This window comes from Cupriavidus basilensis, from assembly GCF_000876015.1.
Classification (GTDB): domain Bacteria; phylum Pseudomonadota; class Gammaproteobacteria; order Burkholderiales; family Burkholderiaceae; genus Cupriavidus; species Cupriavidus basilensis_B.
Genome location: NZ_BBQM01000022.1, coordinates 304,918 through 324,286, shown reverse-complemented (window position 1 = coordinate 324,286; position 19,369 = coordinate 304,918). Strand labels below are relative to the sequence as shown.

Sequence of the window (19,369 nt, the reverse complement as noted above, 5' to 3'; positions counted from 1 at the left end):
AAGCCTTTGACTTTAAGCTTTTGACTTCGACGTTAAGCAGTTGAAGTTGAAGCAAAAACCCCAACCCCCCTATGCCGCCCGCGTAACCCCCTCCACCCGCAACCCCTCTGTCCCCCTCCTCCCCAACGCCTCCCCGATCATCAACAAACTGGGCTGCGACGGATCAATCCACGCTGCCGCCTCGCCCGCCGCCATCTGCCGCAGCGTGAACTCCCGGCTGCGCTGGCGCGGCGAGGTGGCCGCCTCGACCACCCACGCGGGGGTGGAGGCCGGCTTGCCGTGGGCAATGAGCTGCGCGGCGATGGCCGCCGCCTGGTCGCGCCCCATGTAGTACACCAGCGTATCGGCCTTCACGTCGGCTTCCACGTCGACGGTGTCGGCGGCCTTGCTCTGCGTGGCGAAGGCGACGCTGCGCGCCACGCCGCGCTTGGTCAGCGGCTTGCGGATGGCGGACGCGGCCGCCAGCGCGGCGGTGATGCCGGGCACGATCTCGTACTCGATGCCGGCTGCCTCCAGCGCCTGCAGTTCCTCGTCGGCGCGGCCGAACAGCATCGGGTCGCCGCCCTTGAGGCGGACCACGCGCTCATGCTTGCCGGCCATGTCGACGATCTGGCGGTTGATGAACAACTGCGCGGTGGAGCGCTGGCCGCAGCGCTTGCCGACTTCCACCAGTTGCGCCTGCGGGCACCACGCCAGCATCTCGGGCGACACCAGCGCGTCGTGCAGCACCACCTGGGCTTCGCCCAAAAGCCGTGCACCGCGCACCGTAATGAGGTCCGCGGCGCCGGGACCCGCGCCGATCAGATAGACCTTGCCCATGACTTGCTCCTTGACCTTCGCCTGCTTGTCCGATACCCGCTCAGGCGAATGCACGGATCATGCCCGCCGCCACCGTGTGGTTGGTGGCTTCGTCGATCAGCACGAACGCGCCGGTGGCCGGGTTATCGCCGTAGGCATCGCACACGATGGGCTTCTGCAGCGAGAGCTGCACCGAGCCGATGTCGTTGAGGCGGATGTCGCGGCGGCCGGTCTCGTGCGACAGCGTGTGCACGTCCAGCACGCGGTCCACCGACGCCACGCGCGCGAACACGGTGGCCGTGGTGTGCTTGAGCACGTACTTGCGCGCCGGGTTGAGCGATTCGTCGTCGAACCAGCACAGGTCGGCGGTCAGCTTCTTGGCCGAGACGCTGTCCGCGCCGGCGGCGACGAACATGTCACCGCGTGATACATCCACGTCCTCGGACAGGCGCACCGTGACGGTCTCGCCCACGCTGGCCGCTTCCGCCACGCCGTTGGGCGTGAGCACCTCGGCCACCACCGCGTCGCGGTTGGCGGGCAGCACGCGCAGCTTCTGGCCCACGCGCACGGTGCCGGCCTCGACGCGGCCGGCGTAGCCGCGGAAATCGTCGGCCTGGGCGCCGTCCTGGCGGATCACCAGCTGCACCGGGAAACGCAGCGCGGCGTCGCCCTCGGGCGCGGGCTCTTCCACCGGCAGCGCTTCGAGCAGCGGCAGCAGCGGCTCGCCGGCGTACCACGGCATGGCCTGGCTGGCGTGCACGATGTTGTCGCCGCGCAGCGCCGAGACCGGCACGTAGCGCACGTCCTTGAGGCCGAGCTGGCCGGCCAGCTCGGTGTAGGCGTTGCGGATCTGGTCGAAGCGCTCCTCGCTGTACTCGATCAGGTCCATCTTGTTGATGGCCACGATCACGTGCTGGATCTCCAGCAGCTTGAGGATGGCCGAATGGCGCTTGGTCTGGGCCAGCAGCTCGGCGCGGCCGTCGTTCACGCTCACGCGGGTGGCGTCGACCAGCACGATGGCGGCATGCGCGGTGGACGCGCCCGTCACCATGTTGCGGGTGTACTGCTCGTGCCCCGGCGTGTCCGCGATGATGAACTTGCGGCGCGCGGTGGAGAAGTAGCGGTAGGCCACGTCGATGGTGATGCCCTGCTCGCGCTCGGCCTCGAGGCCGTCGGTCAGCAGCGAGAAATCGATCTGCTCGCCGGCGGTGCGCTTGTTCTTGGCATTGGTCAGCGCGGTCAGCTGGTCCGACAATACGGCCTTGCTGTCGTACAGCAGGCGGCCGATCAGCGTGCTCTTGCCGTCGTCGACCGAGCCGGCGGTGATGAAGCGCAGCAGGCCTTGGTGTGATGCTTGGTTGCTCATGTTCAGATCCTTTGTTTCCCCCGGGGCGCTCGCTCCGGCGCAGATGCGGGAGGCGGCGTCAGGCGCGCGGGGGCGACGTGTGCATCGGTGCACGGGCACCCGCGCAACGGCGCGATGTGCCCGCGTATGCGTCCGGTGTCAGAAGTAGCCTTCTTTCTTGCGGCGTTCCATCGACGCTTCGCTGGTCTGGTCGTCCATGCGCGTGGCGCCGCGCTCGGTGATCTCGGTCACGGCCGTCTCGGCGATGATCTCGATCGGCGAGGCCGCCACGCTGGCCACCGGGCAGGTGCAGCTGATGTCGCCCACGGTGCGGAAGCGCACCGACAGCACTTCGCTCACGTCGCCGTCCTGCTTGGGCGTGATCGGCGTGACCGGCACCAGCAGGCCGTTCTTGCGCACCACTTCGCGCTCGTGCGCGTAGTAGATCGGCGGCAGCGCCAGCTCCTCGCGGGCGATGTACTGCCACACGTCCAGCTCGGTCCAGTTGGAGATCGGGAACACGCGCATCTGCTCGCCGGGCGCCATGCGGGCGTTGTACAGGCTCCACAGCTCGGGGCGCTGGGCCTTGGGGTCCCACTGGCCGAACTCGTCGCGGAACGAGAAGATGCGTTCCTTGGCGCGCGCCTTTTCCTCGTCGCGGCGGGCGCCGCCCATCAGCGCGTCGTACTTGTGCGCCTCGATGGTTTCCAGCAGCGTCACGGCCTGGGCCGCGTTGCGCGAGTCGGTTTCCTTGCGCAGGCGCACGGTGCCGCGCTTGATCGAGTCTTCCACGTGGCCCACCACCAGGCGCGCGCCGAGCTCGGCCACGCGCTGGTCGCGGAAGGCGATCACTTCCGGATAGTTGTGGCCGGTGTCGATGTGCACCAGCGGGAACGGCAGCTCGGTCTTGCGCTCGCCGAGGCGGAAGGCCTTGAGCGCCAGGTGCAGCATGACGATGGAATCCTTGCCGCCCGAGAACAGCAGGGCCGGGTTGCGGCACTCCGCCACCACCTCGCGGATGATGTAGATGGATTCCGCCTCGAGCTTGTCGAGATGGTCGTTCTGTACCTGCAGCAGGTGCGCCACGTCCGGCGCGCCCTTCAGTTCGTTCATGATGCCCATGTCGTTCTCGGCCTCAATGCTTGATGTTCTGTTCGTGTAGCCCGCACTCTTTCGAGTCGCGGCTTTCCCACCACCACCGCCCGGCGCGCACATCCTCGCCGGCGCGCACCGCGCGCGTACACGGCTCGCAGCCGATGCTGGGATAGCCCTTGGCATGCAGCGCGTTGACCGGCACGCCGTGGCGCTTCAGGTAGGCCCACACCTCGGCCTCGGTCCAGTCGGCCAGCGGGTTGAACTTGGGGATGCCGCGCGCCTCGTCGATTTCCTCGAGCGGCAGCTCGGCGCGCGTGACCGCCTGCTCGCGGCGCTGGCCGGTCAGCCAGGCGTCGGCGTGCGACAGCGCGCGGTTCAGCGGCTCCACCTTGCGGATGCCGCAGCAGCTCTTGCGCAGGTCCACGCTGTCGTAGATGGCGTTCAGGCCGTTCTTCTTCAGGTAGTTCTCGATGGCCTCGGCGTCCGGCGTGAACTGCTCGATGTCGTAGCCGTAGTGCGCCTTGACCGCGTCCAGCACGGCCAGCGTCTCGGCGTGCAGGCGGCCGGTCTGCAGCGTGAACACGCGGATGCCGGCGCGCACGGCTTCGCCGCCGCGCAGGATGGCGTCGGTCACGACCATGTCCTCGGCGGCCAGGCTGGAGGCGAAGCGCGCGCGGAAGAAGCGCCCGGCGATGCCGGCCAGGCGCTGGCCCAGCTCGCGCTCCTTGGCTTCGAGGTCGGCGATGCTGCCGGTGTATTCGGGCGCCGTCCACAGCACGGGCGGGCGCAGCGGCGAAAGCGACGACAGCGAAGCCTCGGCCTCGGGCGCATCGGCGCGCGGCGACGGCACGCTCACCGGCACCTCCACGATGGAGATCCCGTTCATGCCGTTTCCCTGCCCAGCGCTTCGGCGCGGTTGCGGCGGAACAGCGGCAGCGGCTCGTCCACCGATGCCTGATAGGCCACGGTGAATTCCGTGAAGCCCTTGATGGCGTCCTCGATGTTCTTGTCGGCGCGCACGGCGAAGGTGTCGAAGCCGCAGCGCTTCATGAAGTTGAGCTGGTCGCGCAGCACGTCGCCGATGGCGCGCAGCTGCCCGGCCCAGTGGTAGCGCGTGCGCAGCAGGTAGGCGGTGGAGAAGCCGCGGCCGTCGCGGAACACCGGGAAGTCCACCGCCACCACGGACACGCTGGCGAACGCGGCCTGCGCGTCGGCGGGCTCGTCCTCGGGCGCCAGCCACACGCCGGTGATGTCGGCCGCGCGGCCGGCCAGCACGCCGTCCTTGTGCGCGAGCCACGCGGCGAGCGGGAACAGCACGTGGTCCTTGCCCTGCGCCGCGGCGGCGATCTGCTCGTCGGTCAGCGGCTGGCCTTCGGCGCCGCGCAGCACGGTCCAGGCATCGTCGAGGATGACCGGCACGGGGTTGGTGCCTTGCGCGCCGCGTTGCAGTTGAATGATCTTTGCCATGTCGTGTTTCTCCGGTGCTCAGGCTTCGGCGCGTTCGCGCTGCTTGTCCGCATAGACGCGTTCCTTGAACGGCGCGATGCCGACGCGGCCCAGCACGTCGATGAAGCGTTCGTCCTCGTGGCGGCTGGCCACGAAGGTGTCGATGATGCGCGACACCACGTCGGGCATTTCCTCGGCCTTGAACGACGGGCCGATCACCTTGCCGATGGCGCTGGCGTTGCCCTGCGCGCCGCCGAGCGTGACCTGGTACCACTCCTCGCCGTCCTTGTCGACGCCCAGCACGCCGATGTTGCCGATGTGGTGGTGGCCGCAGGCGTTGATGCAGCCCGAGATGTTCAGCGAGATCTCGCCGAGGTCGTGCACGTAGTCGAGGTCATCGAAGCGCTGCTGGATGGCCAGCGCGATGGGGATCGACTTGGCGTTGGCCAGCGAGCAGAAGTCGCCGCCCGGGCAGGCGATGATGTCGGTCAGCAGGCCCACGTTGGCGGTGGCCAGACCGGCCTTCCTGGCTTCCTGCCACAGCGCGTGCAGGTCGCGCTTCTTCACGTCCGGCAGCACCAGGTTCTGCTCGTGCGCCACGCGCAGCTCGCCGTAGCCGTAGCGGTCGGCGAGGTCGGCCACCAGCTCGATCTGCGCGTCGGTGGCGTCGCCCGGGGGCGAGACCACGCCCGGCTTGGTCGACAGCGTCACCGCCGCGTAGCCCGGCACCTTGTGCGGATGCACGCTGCGGCTCACCCAGCGGGCGAAGGCCTTGTCGTCCAGCAGGTGCTTTTCATAGGAAGCGTCGGTGTCGGCCAGCTTGTCGTAGGCGGGCGGCGCGAAGTACTGCGCCACGCGGTCGAACTCGGCCTGCGTGATGGTGGCGGGGCCGTCCTTGCTGAACTGCCATTCTTCCTCGACTTCCTGCGCGAACTTCTCCACGCCGATGGCCTTGACCAGGATCTTGATGCGCGCCTTGTACTTGTTGTCGCGGCGGCCATAACGGTTGTACACGCGGATGGCCGATTCCACATACGACAGCAGGTGCTGCCAGGGCAGGTCTTCCTTGATCACCGAACCGAGGATCGGGGTGCGGCCCAGGCCGCCGCCGGCCAGGATGCGCAGGCGCGTCTCGCCGTCGGCGTTCCGGTAGGCGTGGATGCCGATGTCGTGCATCTGCACCACCGCGCGGTCGTCGGCCGCGGCGGTGATGGCGATCTTGAACTTGCGCGGCAGGAAGGCGAATTCCGGCTGGAACGTGCTCCACTGGCGCAGCAGCTCGGCCAGCACGCGCGGGTCCAGCGACTCGTCCGGCGCGACGCCGGCGAACTGGTCGGTGGTGATGTTGCGCACGCAGTTGCCCGAGGTCTGGATGCCGTGCATTTCCACGCTGGCGAGGTCGGCCAGCACGTCGGGCACGCGCTCCAGGTCCATCCAGTTGTACTGGATGTTCTGGCGGGTGGAGAAATGGCCGTAGCCGCGGTCGTAGGTGCGCGCGATGTGGGCCAGCATGCGCATCTGCCTGCTCGACAGCAGGCCGTACGGAATCGCCACGCGCAGCATGTAGGCATGGCGCTGCATGTACAGGCCGTTCTGCAGCCGCAGCGGCAGGAACTCTTCCTCGCTCAGCTCGCCGGAGACGCGGCGGCGCACCTGGTCGCGGAACTGGGCCACGCGCTCGTTGACGATGCGCTGGTCGTATTGGTCGTACTGATACATGGTGTGGGTCCGTTCAGTATTCGGTGTATGCGGTAAGGCGTTGAATTCAGGAGACGAGCTTGATGGCGACCAGCGTCAGCGTGGTTGCCAGCGCGGCGCGCACCAGCCGCTCGGGCAGCGCCCGCGACAATTGCGCGCCCAGCCAGATGCCGGGGATCGAGCCCACCAGCAGCGACAGCAACAGATTCCAGTCCACGGTGCCGAGCCACACGTGGCCCAGCCCGGCCAGCGCCGTGAGCGGCACGGCGTAGGCAATGTCGGTGCCGGCCACTTCGGCCGGCTTCATCTTCGGGTAGAGCAGCAGGATCAGGGTGGCACCCACGGCACCGGCGCCGATCGAGGACACCGTCACCAGCACGCCGATCACGGCGCCAACCAGCACGGTGGCCACGGCCTGGGCGCGGCCCTGGAGGTGGAAGCGCGGGTTGCGGGCCAGCCAGTCCAGCATCTGCCTGCGGAACAGCAGCGACAGCACGGTCAGGATCACGGACACGCCGATGGCCATGCGGATCGCGTACAGCCACTGCGCGTTCAGCTCGCCGGCGCTCTTGAGCACCAGGATGGCCGCCGCCGCCGCGGGCAGGCTGCCGATGCACAGGCGGCGCACCACCTGCCACTGCACGTGGCCGTGCGCGCGGTGCGCGAGCGTGCCGAAACCCTTGGTGATGGAGGCGAAAGCGAGGTCGGTGCCCACCGCGGTGGCCGGCGAGAAGCCGAACATCAGCGTGAGCAGCGGCGTCATGAGCGAGCCCCCTCCCACCCCGGTCAGACCGACGAGGACGCCTACTAGCAGACCGGAAACGGTATAGGCAAGGGACATGGGGCGCGCGCCGGGCCGGTGAGCGCCGCGGGCCGCCGGGAAGCCAGGCGCGCGCGGAGAATCCGACCATTCGTTAACAAAGTCCGAGAATCGTAATAAACTGGCCTCATATCTCAAACTAATAAGAAGTTGTTTGTTTATACGACACCAGTTATATGAATCTGCACCAGTTCCGCTTTGTGCGTGAGGCAGTACGTCAGAACTACAACCTGACCGAAGCCGCAAAAGCGCTCTACACATCACAGCCAGGCGTATCCAAGGCCATCATCGAGCTCGAGGAAGAGCTCGGCGTGGACATCTTCACGCGCCACGGCAAGCGCATCCGCAGCCTGACCGAGCCGGGCCGGCGCATCCTGGTGTCGGTGGAGAAGATCCTGCAGGAAGTGGAGAGCCTCAAGCGCGTGGGCAAGGACTACGCCGCGCAGGACCAGGGCAACTTCACCATCGCCACCACCCACACGCAGGCGCGCTACGCGCTGCCGCGCGTGATCGCCGAGTTCACCAAGCGCTACCCCAAGGTGCGCCTTTCGATACAGCAGGGCAACCCGAGCCAGATCGCCGACATGGTGCTGCACGACCAGGCCGACCTCGCCATCGCCACCGAGGGCATCTCGGCGGACAAGAACCTGGTCTCGCTGCCCGGCTACCAGTGGCAGCATGTGGTGGTCACGCCACCCGACCACCCGCTGCTGGAAAAGAAGCACCTGGCGCTGGAAGACCTGATGGCCTACCCCATCATCACCTACGACCTCAACTTCGCCGGCCGGCCCAAGATCAACAAGGCCTTCGAGCTGCGCCACCTGGAGCCGGACATCATCCTCGAGGCCATCGACGCGGACGTCATCAAGACCTACGTGGAGATCGGCCTGGGCATCGGCATCGTGGCCGGGCTGGCCTACGACGCCGAGCGCGACCGCAACCTGCGCGGCATTCCCGCCGGCCACCTGTTCGGCACCAACGTGACGCACCTGGCGGTCAAGCAGGGCGCCTACCTGCGCAGCTTCGTGTATACCTTCATCGAGCTGTTCTCGCCCACGCTGAACCGCAAGCTGGTGGAGCAGGCCATGTCCGGCGACCACGAAGCCTACGAACTCTGATTTCCCCAACGGCACCGGCCCGCCCGGTGCCGGCGGCGCGCCCCGGCCTGGCGCGCCCTGCCGATCCCCGCCTCCGCTCCTGCTCCCCGCGCGGGGCCGGCTTACCGAACCTGGCCTGAACCCGATATGACGAATCAAGTACAAAGCACCATCCACTGGACCGAAGACGGCGAAGAACGCAGCGCCAACTGGCGCTCCGAATCCAATATGCCGCCGCCCAGGCGCGTGGTCGTCGCCGACGACACCACCAGCGCCGACACCGCCTACCGGCTGGCCTGCGAAGGCACCGGCCTGCTCTGGCGCGGCGACTTCCAGAACGCCCGCCAGCTACTGCAGGCGCTGGCCCGGCGCGCCGACAAGCCCAAGAAGGCGCACCGCAACAAGGGCCAGGCCAAGCCCACCGCCACCGAGGCGTTCCACCTGCACCGCCAGGCCCAGTCCCAGCGCGCCCGCACGCTCGGCATGCTGCTGCTGCCGTTCGAGGCCGACCACAGCGTGCCGCTGCGCCGCGCGCCCGACGTGCGCGAAGCCTGCCTGGAAGCCCACGGTGAGGCCGACGCGCCCTACGTGGCCACCATGCGCGAACTGCTCGGCCTGATCGGCGCGCACGAATGGCGCAAGAAGGGCGTGGAGATCCCCGCGCTGGGCGAGCGCATCCATCCCTATTACGGCGTGTTCTCGCCGGTGCGCGGCGAATACATCGACCTCGTGGCCAAGGCCCAGCTGCCCGCCGGGGCCGCCGAGCTGGCCTTCGACATCGGCACCGGCACCGGCGTGCTGGCGGCCCTGCTGGCCCAGCGCGGCGTCAAGCGCGTGATCGCCACCGACCAGGACCCGCGCGCGCTGGCCTGCGCGCGCGACAACATCAAGCGCCTGCGCGCGGACGGCCCGGTCGAGGTCATCGAGGCCGACCTGTTCCCGCAAGGCCGCGCCGCGCTGGTGGTCTGCAACCCGCCGTGGGTGCCGGCGCGCGCCAACTCCCCGATCGAGCACGCCGTGTACGACCCGGACAGCCAGATGCTCAAGGGTTTCCTGGCGGGGCTGGCCGATCACCTCGAACCCGGCGGCGAAGGCTGGCTGCTGCTGTCGGACCTCGCCGAGCACCTCGGCCTGCGCACGCGCGAGGCGCTGCTGGGCTGGATCGACGCCGCCGGCCTCAAGGTGCTGGGGCGCCTGGAAGTCAAGCCGCACCACCCGAAGGCCGCCGACCCGGCCGATCCGCTGCACGCGGCGCGCGCGGCGGAAGTGACTTCGCTGTGGCGGCTGGGAGTGAAGTAAGCGCTTGAGCGCGGCAGGCCGCCGGGCGCGTCGCCGCGCGCCGGCGGCCCCAGGCCGGGTACCTAGCCCGCCAGTTTCCGGAACGCGTCCAGCACCGCGTCGCCCTTGAACGGCTTGACGATCCAGCCCTTGACGCCGGCGGCCTTGCCGCGGTCCTTCATGGCCGGGCTGCTTTCGGTGGTCAGCATGACGATGTTCACGGTCTTGTTGCCGAGCTCGCCGCGGATCTTCTCCACCATCGTCAGGCCGTCCATATTGGGCATGTTGACGTCGCTGATCACCAGCCGGATGCCGGAGCCCGCCTTCATCTTGGCCAGGCCGTCCTTGCCGTCCACGGCGGTGTCGACCTCCAGCCCGTTCTTTCTCAGGAAGCCCGCCACTTCGTCGCGCACGGTGCCGGAGTCATCCACCACGAGAATCTTTGCCACTTTTTTCCCCTGTCTTGTTTGGTCAGAACAGTTCTAGTTCCCCGCCGCTTTCCTCGACGGCGTCTTCGTCCGCCACGAAGTCGAGCGGCGCGCTCGTAAACACGCACACCGTCGCGCCAAGCTGCACGGTGCCGTTGATCGAGACGTTGTACGCGGCGCGATAGTCCGGCTTCAGGCCGTCGAGGTGCGGCACGCAGTGCGCGCTCAGCACGTACGGCGTCGACATGCCCAGGTCCGGGAAATGGCGCAGCAGGTCCTGGTTGATGGCCCCGCAGCAGAGGTTGCCGGTTTCCACGAAGGCCTCGCGCAGCGCGCCCTGCGCGCCGTCGGGCATGAAATACGCACGGGTGGCCTCGTCGTCCTCGAAATGCAGGACCAGCATCAGCCGGAACACCACCGACGAGATGGTCAGCACGACCACCTCCGCGTCGGCCCGGCCATGCGCGCGCTCGCCGGCCAGGCCCTTCGGCGCGGGCGTGACGACGCAGGCGTCGCCGGCCTGCGCGGGCAGCCGCGACTGCGCCGCGCGGTGGAAAATGCGTTCGAAACTATGCTGTGCGCTGGAACTGATCACGTCGATGCCCGCTGTCCGATGCCGATTGCCCGATGACGATTGCCCGATCCCGTCCGTCCATGCTCAGTGCAGCCGCGCATGGAACTGGCTGGCCAGCGCCTCGACGCTGCTCAGCGACGCCGTGATCATCTTGCCGCCGGCCTGGATGTCCTGGAACGTGGCGGTGGTGGTGAGGTCGTTCTGGTGCAGGCTGTCGCTGTAGCTCTTGGACAGCGCCTCCGAGCGCGCGGCCAGCTCCCGGACCTCGCCGGCCACCACGGCGAAGCCGCGTCCCACCTGCCCCGCGCGCGCCGCCTCGATCGAGGCGTTGAGCGAGACGATCACCACGTGCCTGACGATCGACGACAGTTCCTGGTTCTGCTCGTGCATGGCCTGGTTGCGCGCCATCAGCGAGATCATCTGCTCGTGCCAGCGCTCGAAGGTGGCGGCCAGCCCGCGCAGGCGCCCGGCCTCGTCGGCGATGCGGCGGGCCTGGCCGGCCCACTGGTCGCGCTCGTCCTGCGCGGCCTTGAGCGCCGCGCGCTGGCCGTCGGCGGCCTCGGCCCGGCGGGCCGCTTCCTCGCGCAGCTGCTGCAGCTGCGCCTGCAGCGCCTGGGTTTCCTGCGCGGCGCGCGCGGCGTGCTCGCGCTGCCCGGCGCCGTCCCGGGTCAGCGCGTCGAGCCGCGCCTCGGTGTCGGCGCGCAGCCGCGCCAGCGCGCGCGCCTTGCAGAAGCGGTGCGCCAGCAGCGCCGGCACCGCGGTTGCCACGCCGCCCGCGAGGGCGGCCAACAGATACAGTCCGATCACAAGCAATTCCTCTCGTTGAGCAGCGTCAGATGGCGTTGGCGGCCGAGGCCTCGGCCTGCCCGGCGGCGGCGTCCGCCAGCATGGCGACGCTGTCCACGGCGAGCCGGTCCGGCAGGCAGACGATGGTCTGGAACTGGCGGAACGCAGCGCCCTCGCGGTCGTCGGTGAAGCGCAGCTCGATGCTGCCCCGCGCGCGCGCCAGGAAGTCGTGCACGGCATCCATGCCGACCCCGCGCCCCGATACCGCGGTGACGGCCGCCGCGGTGGAAAAGCCCGGGCGGAAGATGAACTGCGCGAGCGCCGTGTCGGCCAGCTCGTCGCCGGCGCCGATCCAGCCGCGCTCGGCGGCGATGCGGCGGATGCGGTCGAGCGCGAGGCCGCGGCCGTCGTCGCTCAGCGTGATCTGCAGCACGTCCTGGTCCACGCCGACCTCGATGTCGATGTGGCCCGCGCCCGGCTTGCCGTGCGCGCGGCGCGCCTCGGCCGCCTCGATGCCGTGGTCGATGGCATTGCGCAGCAGGTGCGTGAAGACGTTCTCCAGCAGCGCGCCGGCCTCCTCGTGCACGCGGTAGCCGTTGTCCTGGATGCGCACCACCGGCGCCTCCTTGCCCAGCTCGGCCGCCAGCGACGGCAGCGAATCGAGCACGCCGGCCAGCGCCTCGCCGAAGCTCTGGGTCTCGAGCAGGCGCAGCGTGCGCAGCACCGCGGCGCGCATCGACACCAGGTCGTGCAGGTTGTCCGGGTTCGCGGCTTCCAGCAGGCGCAGGCTTTCGCGGATGCGCTCCTTGCTGGCCGCCAGCAGCGGCGCCGCGCCCTGGCCGGCGCCCTGGCCCGGGCCGCGCCGGCCCAGGCTCACCGCGTTGATGCTGGCGTAGCGCTCCACCGTCTCGCGCACGCGCGCCAGTTCCTGCATCAGGCTGTCCTGGTCCCAGGCGCTGTCCTCGTCGGACTGGCGCAGCGATTCGTAGCGCTGCTCGGTCTCGTGCACCACGTCGGTCAGGTGCTGCAGGTTGTAGGTGCGCGCGTTGCCCTTGATGGTGTGCATGTTGCGGAACAGCGCGGCGATGGCGGCGCTGTCCGCCTCCGAGTACTGGCGGATGATGCGCTCGTTCTCGTGGATGAAGGTGGTCGAGCTCTCGATGAACTGGTGGAACTTCTCCTGGCTCACCGCGAGGATCTCGCCGATGATCTCCAGGCTGCGGCGCTGCTCGCTGGCCTCGGCCGCGAGCTGGCGCAACTGCGTCACGTCGCGCACGCACAGCATCAGCCGCGTCACCGTGTCGGCGTCGTCGGTGATGGCCGACCAGCTCAGGTCCAGCATCTTCACGCGGCCGTCCGGCATGCGCCGCGCCACCTCGCCCGCCAGCAGGTGCTGGTTGAACACGAAGTTGATGGCGTCCTGCCCCAGGCAGGCGCCCACCGCCGCGTCGATCTGCGACAGCGCGTCCGCGCCCAGGTCGGTGCCGGCGAACACCAGCTGCATGAAGTCGCGCCCGGCGATGTCCGGCGTCTCGAAGATCTGCTCCAGGTACACCGAATACTCGGGATGCACCGTGCCGCCCTCCACCACCGTCAGGATGCCCTGCTGCATGTTCTGCAGGATGGCCTGGATGTCGGCGGTCTTCTGGCGCAGCAGCGCGGCGTTCTCCTGGATCTTCTCGATCATCTGGTTGAACGCCACGATGGAATGGCCGATCTCGTCCATGCGGCCCACCGGCACGCGCCGCGTGAAGTCCTGGCTGGTGGCGATCTCGCTCATCATCGCCTGCATGCGCGTGAGCGGGCGCGTGATCTGCCGGTACAGCAGCGCGCCGATCGCCGTCAGCAGGACGATGGCCACGCCGCTGACCACGCCGATGGCGGTGGCGGTGGTCGCCAGCTTGCCGTTCAGGCCGCTGATGGCCTCGTCCTTCTCGCGGTTCTTCTCCACGCGCAGCGTGTCGACGATCTTCTCCATCTCGTCGCGATAGCGCGCCACGTTGGCGAACAGGAAGGCCTGCGCGATCTCGTTGCGGCCCGCCGCCTTCATCTCGGCGGTCTCGTTGATCGCGCCGAAGTAGTTGTCCAGGCTCTCGCCGGCCTGCGTCAGCAGGCCCTTCTGCGCCTGCCCGTTGGCGCCCCTGGCCTGGCGCGCGAGCGCCTCGCGCAGCGCGGCTTCCTTGGCCTTGAGCTCGTCCTGCGCCTGCGCCACCAGGTTGCCGTCCGGCGCGTAGACCAGCGCCATCGTGGCCAGCTGCACATCCTTCACCAGCGATACCACGTCGGCGGACGCCAGCGCGCTGGGCACCACGCCCTCCGTCACCTGCCTCACCTCCGAAGCCCCGGCCCGGGTCTGGTAGACGGCGTAGCCGCCTATCGCCGCCAGTGCCACGAACATCAGGACAACCAATAACGTAATGCGATGACGGATGGTCATGCTCAAGCCCCTGTCTGCAAGCGTTTCAAGCCCTATATAAAGGGAAAATTGCCCGTTTTAAACGGAACGTATAGTCGTGCGCAGTGATTATTGCTAAACGAGTGTGACCGAGCGATGACGCGCCGTTGCGCGGGCCCCATCCCGGCCGCCCCCCACAAGTGGGGGGATACGTCCACGCCCGACCGCCGCGCCGCGCGCATCCGCCCCGCAACCCGCCACGGCGCGCCGGACAAGGCCCGCGCGCACCCGACAGCGCCCGGCATCACCCGCCGGCGCGGCGCCGCGCTGTCATGCCGCTGTCACCTCCGGCCACTAGCCTCGGCGCCATCCTGGGGAGGACGAGCCATGCAAGATCACGCTGGATTGCTGGAGAAAACGGCAGCCGGACGCGAGATACTCGGGCAGCGGACCGGCGCGCTCGACCGGCGCAGCCGCGCGCTGCTGATCATGATCGACGGCCGCACCAGCATGGCCGACATGGTCAGCCGCGCCGGTCAGCTCGGCCTCGACGCCAGCGCCGTCGCGCAGCTGATCGAAGGCGGCCTCGTCCAGCTCGCGGCGCGCGCGGCGGGCGACCGGGCCGAGGCCGCGCCGCCCCAACCGCGCGAGCACGCGCCGGCAGCAACGCCGGCGCCCGCGCCCGCCCCCGCCGAAGCCGCCAGGAAACGCTCCCTCGCCGCCGCGCGCATGTACCTGATGGACGTGATGGCGCGCACCTTCGGCACCGCGGACCACCCGCTGCGCGCGCGGCTCGTCGAAGCCACCGACCGCGCCGCGGTGGAACTGGTGTTCGACGCCTTCCAGGTCCTGCTCAACGACACCGCCAGCCCGTCGCTGGTGGCGCACATCGAAGCCTCGTTCCGGGACCTGCTGCCGCTCGGCTGAAAACCGCCCGCGGCGTCACCCCGCAGAAAAGTTGCGCCCCGCCTGTCGATTTCGCCCACACTGAATCGTCGTCCGGGCAGCGGGCCGCATCGCGTCCGCCAATCACCCGTACGTCGACAAGCAAAGGAGATCCGACATGGCATACATCGATGGATTTGTCGTTCCCGTTCCCATCGCCAACCGCGAAACCTACAAGAAGATGGCCCAAACCGCCGCCGCCGTGTTCAAGGACCACGGCGCCCTCGCCCTCGTCGAGTGCTGGGGCGACGACGTGCCCGAAGGCAAGCTCACCTCGTTCACGATGGCCGTCCAGCGCAAGGACGACGAAGCCGTGGTCTTCTCGTGGATCACATGGCCCGACCGCAAGACCCGCGACGCCGGCATGAAAGCCGCGATGGAAGACCCGCGCCTGAAGGACCACGGCGAGATGCCGTTCGACGGCAAGCGCATGATCTTTGGCGGATTCGAGGTGCTGGTGGACGCCTGAGGCAACGCGCGCTTCCGTGCGCGGGAGCGCGTTTTGGCCGCCGCCGCCACCCGCGCGGCCTGCGCGGCCTGCGCGTCCATGCCGTGCCGGGGCACGGCGAAGCACCATGCCCCGACCGCGCACGCTGCCTTCGCGCGCCGGACCCGCCACCGCGCGCGCCCCGCACGATCCCGCCACATGCCCCGCTGCCGCCACCGCCAATGGCCGAACGCGGCAAAATCGCGCACAATGCAATGCAGCATGACGCCTTCCACGCGGGGTCCCAGCATGAAGAAACTGTTCCTGATTGCCCTATTGTCGGCATTGCCTGCCTTCGCCAGCCCGGCCTTCGCGCAGATCGACGACCAGTCGAAACCCCAGGCCCTGATCCAGACCGCCACGCAGCAGGTGCTCAACGAAGTGCGCAGCCGCGCCGTGGCGCCCGACGACATCCCGCGCATCACCGCCATCGTCAACCGCGACATCCTGCCCTACACCGACCTGCGCCGCACCACCCAGCTGGCGATGGGCCGCTACTGGCGCACGGCGACGCCCGAGCAGCAGGACCAGATCATCGAGCAATTCAAGATACTGCTGATCCACACCTACGCCGGCGCCATCGCCCAGCTCCGCCCCGACCAGCAGATCGCCTACCCGCCCTCGCGCTTCGAGCCCACCGAGACCGACGTGGTGGTCCGCACCGTCGCGCTCGACACCGCCAGCGGCCAGCCCGTGCAGATCGACTACCGCCTGCACAAGACCCCGCAAGGCTGGCGCGTGTACGACCTCAACGTGATGGGCGCCTGGCTGGTGCAGACCTACCGCCAGCAGTTCAACGAGATCATCCAGCAAGGCGGCGTGGAAGGCCTGCTGCGCTCGCTGACCGAGCGCAACCGGCTGCCGGTGGTGGTCAAGCAGTAAGGGCGGCGTGGCCGGGCATCGCGCGCGGCGGCGCGTGCCCGGGCGGATGACGGGATAGCGGGCGCGCCCTCGGCGCGCCTCTTTCTGCCGCGTGCGGGACAGAGGCCAGGCGCCGTCCGCGTCCAGCAGGCGCAACACCACGCAGCGGATGCAACACCCTGCGCGCCGGCATTTCGCCCCGGGCAGCAGCGGCCCGCCCCTGCACGACAACCACTATTTACCGTCGAACCACTCCGGTGCTAGCCTGCCCCTGCCCCCTGCCGCTCCCACCGAGGAAACCGCCATGCCCACGTTCACCACCTTGCGCATCGACCAGGACCCGCAATCCCCCCGCATCGCCCGCCTGCTGCTGAACCGCCCCGAGCGCCTGAACGCGATCAACGACGACACCCCGCGCGAGATCCGCGCGGCGGTCGAATGGGCGCAGGCCAACGACGAGGTGCACGTCATCGTGGTGGAAGGCGCGGGCAAGGGTTTCTGCGGCGGCTATGACCTGGCCGACACGGCGCAGCAGTCGATCGAGCATCCGTGCCAGCAGGAGCAGTATCCGTGGGACCCGATGGTGGACTATGCCTGCATGAAGCGGAACACCGAGGACTTCATGAGCCTGTGGCGTTGCAGCAAGCCGACCATCGCCAAGGTGCATGGCTATGCGGCGGCGGGCGGCAGCGACATCGCGCTGAGCTGCGACCTGCTGGTGATGGCCGAGGATGCGCGCATCGGCTACATGCCCACGCGCGTGTGGGGCTGCCCGACCACGGCGATGTGGACGTTCCGGCTGGGCCCGACGCGCGCCAAGCAGATGATGTTCACCGGCGACACCATCGACGGGCGGCAAGCGCTGGCGTGGGGGCTGGCCAACGAGACCGCGCCGGCGGCCGAACTCGATGCGGCGGCGATGCGGCTGGCGCGGCGCATCGCGGGCGTGCCGCGCGCGCACCTGGCGATGCACAAGATGGTGGTGAACCAGGTGATGCTGACGATGGGCCTGGAGCAGACGCAGATGATGGCGACGGTGTTCGACGGCATCACGCGCCACAACCCGGAGGGGCTGTGGTTCCGCCGCTATGCGCAGGCGGAGGGTTTCAAGGCGGCGGTGCGCTGGCGCGACGGCGGCCAGCCGATTCCGGAAGGCGACGAGGCGCGGGCGCTGATCCGCGAGATGGAGGCGAAAGCGCGCCGGCAGGAATGAGCGCCGCGCCGGCGGTACGCCGGCAACGCCGCGCGCGCCTCACATGCCCCTGAACAGCTCCGCGTAAAGCCGGCTGACCCCGACCTTGTCCGCGCACCCGCGCAGCGTCAGCGTGAGCCTGCCGGCATCGTCGCGCGTGGCGGTGGCGATGGCGTCGGCGCGCACGACGGTGCCGCGGTGGACCTGCCAGAAGACCCGCGGGTCCAGCCGCGCCTGCAGTTCGCGCAGCGACATCCGGATCCAGTGCTGGCCGGCGGCGGTGACTACGCGCACGTATTTGTCGTCGGCTTCGAAGTAGATCACCTCGGCCACCGGGATCATCGTGATGGTGCTGCCGGCGCTGGCCTGGATCAGCTTGAGCGGCTCGGCGGCGGGCGCGGGCCGCAGCGGCGCGCCGGCGCCGAGCAGCGCGCGCAGCCGGGCCAGCGTGGCGTCGAACGCGGGCGCCTGCGCGCGCTGCGCGAGCGCGGCTTGCAGGCGGACGCAGGCCTTGGCCAGGCGCTCGGGCTGCACGGGCTTGAGGATGTAGTCGGCGGCGGCCTGCTCGAAGGCGTGCAGCGCGTAGTTGTCGAAGGCGGTGACGAACACCAGCAGCGGGAACGGCTTGCCGTCGGCGGGCCAGTCCTCGGCCAGCGCCTGCGCGGCTTCCAGCCCGGACATGCCGGGCATGCGGATGTCGAGGAACAGCAGGTCCGGCTGCAGCTCGAGCGCCTGCGCGAGCGCGGCCGCGCCGTCGCCCACGGTCGCCACGATGCGCAGGCCCGGCCACAGGCGGGCGAGTTCGGCCCGCAGGTCGGCGGCGAGCAGGGCTTCGTCTTCGGCGATGAGGGCGGTGGCTTGCATGGGACGCGCGGTGGTGAGTTCAGGGCAGCGGCAGGCGCACGGTGGCGAGCGTGCCGCCGGCGCCGTCGGCGGCATTGTCGAGCGTGAAACCGGCGCGGCTGCCGTACAGCTGAGTCAGGCGCTCGCGCACCTGCGCGGTGCCGAAGCACGATGCGCCCGGCGCCGGCGCGAGCGGCGTCACGCGCAGCCCGATGCCGGTGTCGCGCACGGTGAGCACCAGCGCGCTGCCGTCCCGGCGCGCGGCGAGGCGGATCTCGCCGCCGTCGAGCTTGGGCTCGAGGCCGTGCCTGATGGCGTTCTCCACCAGCGGCTGGAGCAGCAGCGGCGGCACCGGCAGGCCGGCGAGTTCGGGCGGCAGGTCCAGCGCGATGCGCAGGCGCGGGCCCATGCGCACCTGCATCAGGCCGAGGTAGTCCGCGATGCGCGCGAACTCCGACGACAGCGGATGCGGGCCGGAGCGCGACGCCTCCAGCGTGGCGCGCAGGAAGGCGATCAACTGGTTGAGCATGAGCTGGGCGCGCTGCGGGTCCTGGCCGATCAGCACGCGCAGGTTGCCCAGCGTGTTGAACAGCATGTGCGGCTCGAGCTGGGATTCCAGCAGGCGCAACTGGTTCTCGGCCGCGCTGCGCATGGCGGCCTGCTCGCGCGCGGCCATCGCGGCCAGGCGCCCGCGCGTGTAGAACACATAGCTGATGCCGAGCGACAGCGCCGCCACCACGATCGTGCTGACCATCAGCGCGCGCGGATTGCGCGCCAGCTCGGCGGGGCTGCCGCCGGTGCCGGTGAGCCACGCGGCCAGCGCGCTGCCGCCGAAATAGCCCAGGATGCCCGACACCAGCACCCACGGGAACATCAGCCGCCAGCCCGGCCAGGGCCGGCCGCCCGGCGCCGGCGCGTCCTGCCGGAAGCCGAGGCGCAGCAGGCCGTGCCGGCCGGCCTGGATCAGCGCCTGGACCGTGGCGGTGATGCAGGCCGAATAGACCAGGTTGATGCCGAACGGCTCGCGGTACAGCGCGCTGAAGAACAGCGCGACGCCCAACGCCACCGGCACGCCGATGCGCAGTTCGCGCAGGAGCCAGTGCTTGGGGCGGGTGGTGGCAGCTTGCATCGGGGCGGCAGCGTGAATGCGGAATGCGGGGCTGGCTTAGCCGACGGCGCCGGCCGGCGCCGCGCGCCACATCGCCAGCCCGCGTGCGAGGAAGATACCGCTAACCGCGCCGGAAGCAAAGCCGGCCGCGAGCACGATGCGCGCGGCCGGCC

At 69.6% G+C, this 19,369-nt stretch carries 19 protein-coding genes; 6 read left to right on the top strand and 13 right to left on the bottom strand.

Going from position 1 to position 19,369, the window contains the following annotated elements; translation table 11 throughout:
• Positions 1 to 69: 69 nt before the first annotated feature.
• From cobA to KF708C_RS24775, 7 genes are all read right to left on the bottom strand, one after another.
• Entirely contained in the window at positions 70 to 819 is a 750-nt protein-coding gene (gene cobA, locus KF708C_RS24805; RefSeq protein ID WP_059413592.1) for a uroporphyrinogen-III C-methyltransferase, read from the bottom strand.
• 40 nt (positions 820 to 859) lie between these two features.
• The gene (locus KF708C_RS24800; RefSeq protein WP_059413591.1) at positions 860 to 2,164 is read right to left on the bottom strand and encodes a sulfate adenylyltransferase subunit 1; all 1,305 of its coding nucleotides are present in this window, start codon (positions 2,162 to 2,164) and stop codon (positions 860 to 862) included.
• Between the two features lie 138 nt (positions 2,165 to 2,302).
• Positions 2,303 to 3,265, bottom strand: a complete 963-nt coding sequence (cysD, locus tag KF708C_RS24795; protein WP_020206375.1) for a sulfate adenylyltransferase subunit CysD — start codon at positions 3,263 to 3,265, stop codon at positions 2,303 to 2,305.
• Between the two features lie 13 nt (positions 3,266 to 3,278).
• Positions 3,279 to 4,124: a phosphoadenylyl-sulfate reductase gene (locus tag KF708C_RS24790; protein ID WP_231586568.1), complete on the bottom strand. Its 846-nt coding sequence runs from the start codon at positions 4,122 to 4,124 to the stop codon at positions 3,279 to 3,281.
• Positions 4,121 to 4,705: a DUF934 domain-containing protein gene (locus KF708C_RS24785; protein WP_020206373.1), complete on the bottom strand. Its 585-nt coding sequence runs from the start codon at positions 4,703 to 4,705 to the stop codon at positions 4,121 to 4,123. The genes KF708C_RS24790 and KF708C_RS24785 overlap by 4 nt, the downstream gene beginning before the upstream one ends.
• Before the next feature lie 18 nt (positions 4,706 to 4,723).
• Positions 4,724 to 6,403, bottom strand: a complete 1,680-nt coding sequence (locus KF708C_RS24780; protein WP_059413590.1) for a nitrite/sulfite reductase — start codon at positions 6,401 to 6,403, stop codon at positions 4,724 to 4,726.
• A gap of 46 nt (positions 6,404 to 6,449) precedes the next feature.
• The gene (locus tag KF708C_RS24775; protein WP_059413589.1) at positions 6,450 to 7,223 is read right to left on the bottom strand and encodes a sulfite exporter TauE/SafE family protein; all 774 of its coding nucleotides are present in this window, start codon (positions 7,221 to 7,223) and stop codon (positions 6,450 to 6,452) included.
• 155 nt (positions 7,224 to 7,378) lie between these two features.
• Here KF708C_RS24775 and KF708C_RS24770 point away from each other — a divergent pair, with 155 nt between their 5' ends.
• Entirely contained in the window at positions 7,379 to 8,320 is a 942-nt protein-coding gene (locus KF708C_RS24770; RefSeq protein ID WP_020206370.1) for a CysB family HTH-type transcriptional regulator, read from the top strand.
• A gap of 126 nt (positions 8,321 to 8,446) precedes the next feature.
• Positions 8,447 to 9,598, top strand: coding sequence for a methyltransferase (locus tag KF708C_RS24765; RefSeq protein WP_020206369.1), 1,152 nt, complete (start codon positions 8,447 to 8,449; stop codon positions 9,596 to 9,598).
• A 62-nt stretch (positions 9,599 to 9,660) separates the two neighbouring features.
• Here KF708C_RS24765 and KF708C_RS24760 read toward each other — a convergent pair whose 3' ends face one another.
• From KF708C_RS24760 to KF708C_RS24745, 4 genes are all read right to left on the bottom strand, one after another.
• Positions 9,661 to 10,026, bottom strand: coding sequence for a response regulator (locus tag KF708C_RS24760; protein WP_029044314.1), 366 nt, complete (start codon positions 10,024 to 10,026; stop codon positions 9,661 to 9,663).
• Between the two features lie 22 nt (positions 10,027 to 10,048).
• Positions 10,049 to 10,600 (bottom strand): hypothetical protein, encoded by a 552-nt coding sequence (locus KF708C_RS24755; protein ID WP_059413588.1) that lies wholly within the window; start codon positions 10,598 to 10,600, stop codon positions 10,049 to 10,051.
• Positions 10,601 to 10,663: 63 nt separating this feature from the next.
• The gene (locus tag KF708C_RS24750; protein ID WP_059413587.1) at positions 10,664 to 11,386 is read right to left on the bottom strand and encodes a methyl-accepting chemotaxis protein; all 723 of its coding nucleotides are present in this window, start codon (positions 11,384 to 11,386) and stop codon (positions 10,664 to 10,666) included.
• A 25-nt stretch (positions 11,387 to 11,411) separates the two neighbouring features.
• Positions 11,412 to 13,802, bottom strand: coding sequence for an ATP-binding protein (locus KF708C_RS24745; RefSeq protein WP_059413586.1), 2,391 nt, complete (start codon positions 13,800 to 13,802; stop codon positions 11,412 to 11,414).
• Between the two features lie 345 nt (positions 13,803 to 14,147).
• Here KF708C_RS24745 and KF708C_RS24740 point away from each other — a divergent pair, with 345 nt between their 5' ends.
• From KF708C_RS24740 to KF708C_RS24725, 4 genes are all read left to right on the top strand, one after another.
• A complete protein-coding gene (locus KF708C_RS24740; RefSeq protein ID WP_059413585.1) occupies positions 14,148 to 14,687 on the top strand; it encodes a hypothetical protein in 540 nt (179 codons plus the stop codon).
• A gap of 136 nt (positions 14,688 to 14,823) precedes the next feature.
• Entirely contained in the window at positions 14,824 to 15,174 is a 351-nt protein-coding gene (locus tag KF708C_RS24735; protein WP_020206363.1) for a DUF1428 domain-containing protein, read from the top strand.
• 267 nt (positions 15,175 to 15,441) lie between these two features.
• Positions 15,442 to 16,074: an MlaC/ttg2D family ABC transporter substrate-binding protein gene (locus KF708C_RS24730; RefSeq protein WP_059413584.1), complete on the top strand. Its 633-nt coding sequence runs from the start codon at positions 15,442 to 15,444 to the stop codon at positions 16,072 to 16,074.
• A 283-nt stretch (positions 16,075 to 16,357) separates the two neighbouring features.
• Positions 16,358 to 17,266, top strand: a complete 909-nt coding sequence (locus KF708C_RS24725) for a crotonase/enoyl-CoA hydratase family protein (protein WP_059413583.1) — start codon at positions 16,358 to 16,360, stop codon at positions 17,264 to 17,266.
• 39 nt (positions 17,267 to 17,305) lie between these two features.
• Here KF708C_RS24725 and KF708C_RS24720 read toward each other — a convergent pair whose 3' ends face one another.
• Both KF708C_RS24720 and KF708C_RS24715 read right to left on the bottom strand, forming a co-directional pair.
• Positions 17,306 to 18,109 carry a LytR/AlgR family response regulator transcription factor gene (locus KF708C_RS24720; RefSeq protein WP_059413582.1) on the bottom strand — a complete coding sequence of 268 codons (804 nt, stop codon included), beginning with the start codon at positions 18,107 to 18,109 and terminating at the stop codon, positions 17,306 to 17,308.
• A gap of 19 nt (positions 18,110 to 18,128) precedes the next feature.
• A complete protein-coding gene (locus tag KF708C_RS24715) occupies positions 18,129 to 19,217 on the bottom strand; it encodes a sensor histidine kinase (RefSeq protein ID WP_059413581.1) in 1,089 nt (362 codons plus the stop codon).
• Between the last annotated feature and the right edge of the window lie 152 nt (positions 19,218 to 19,369).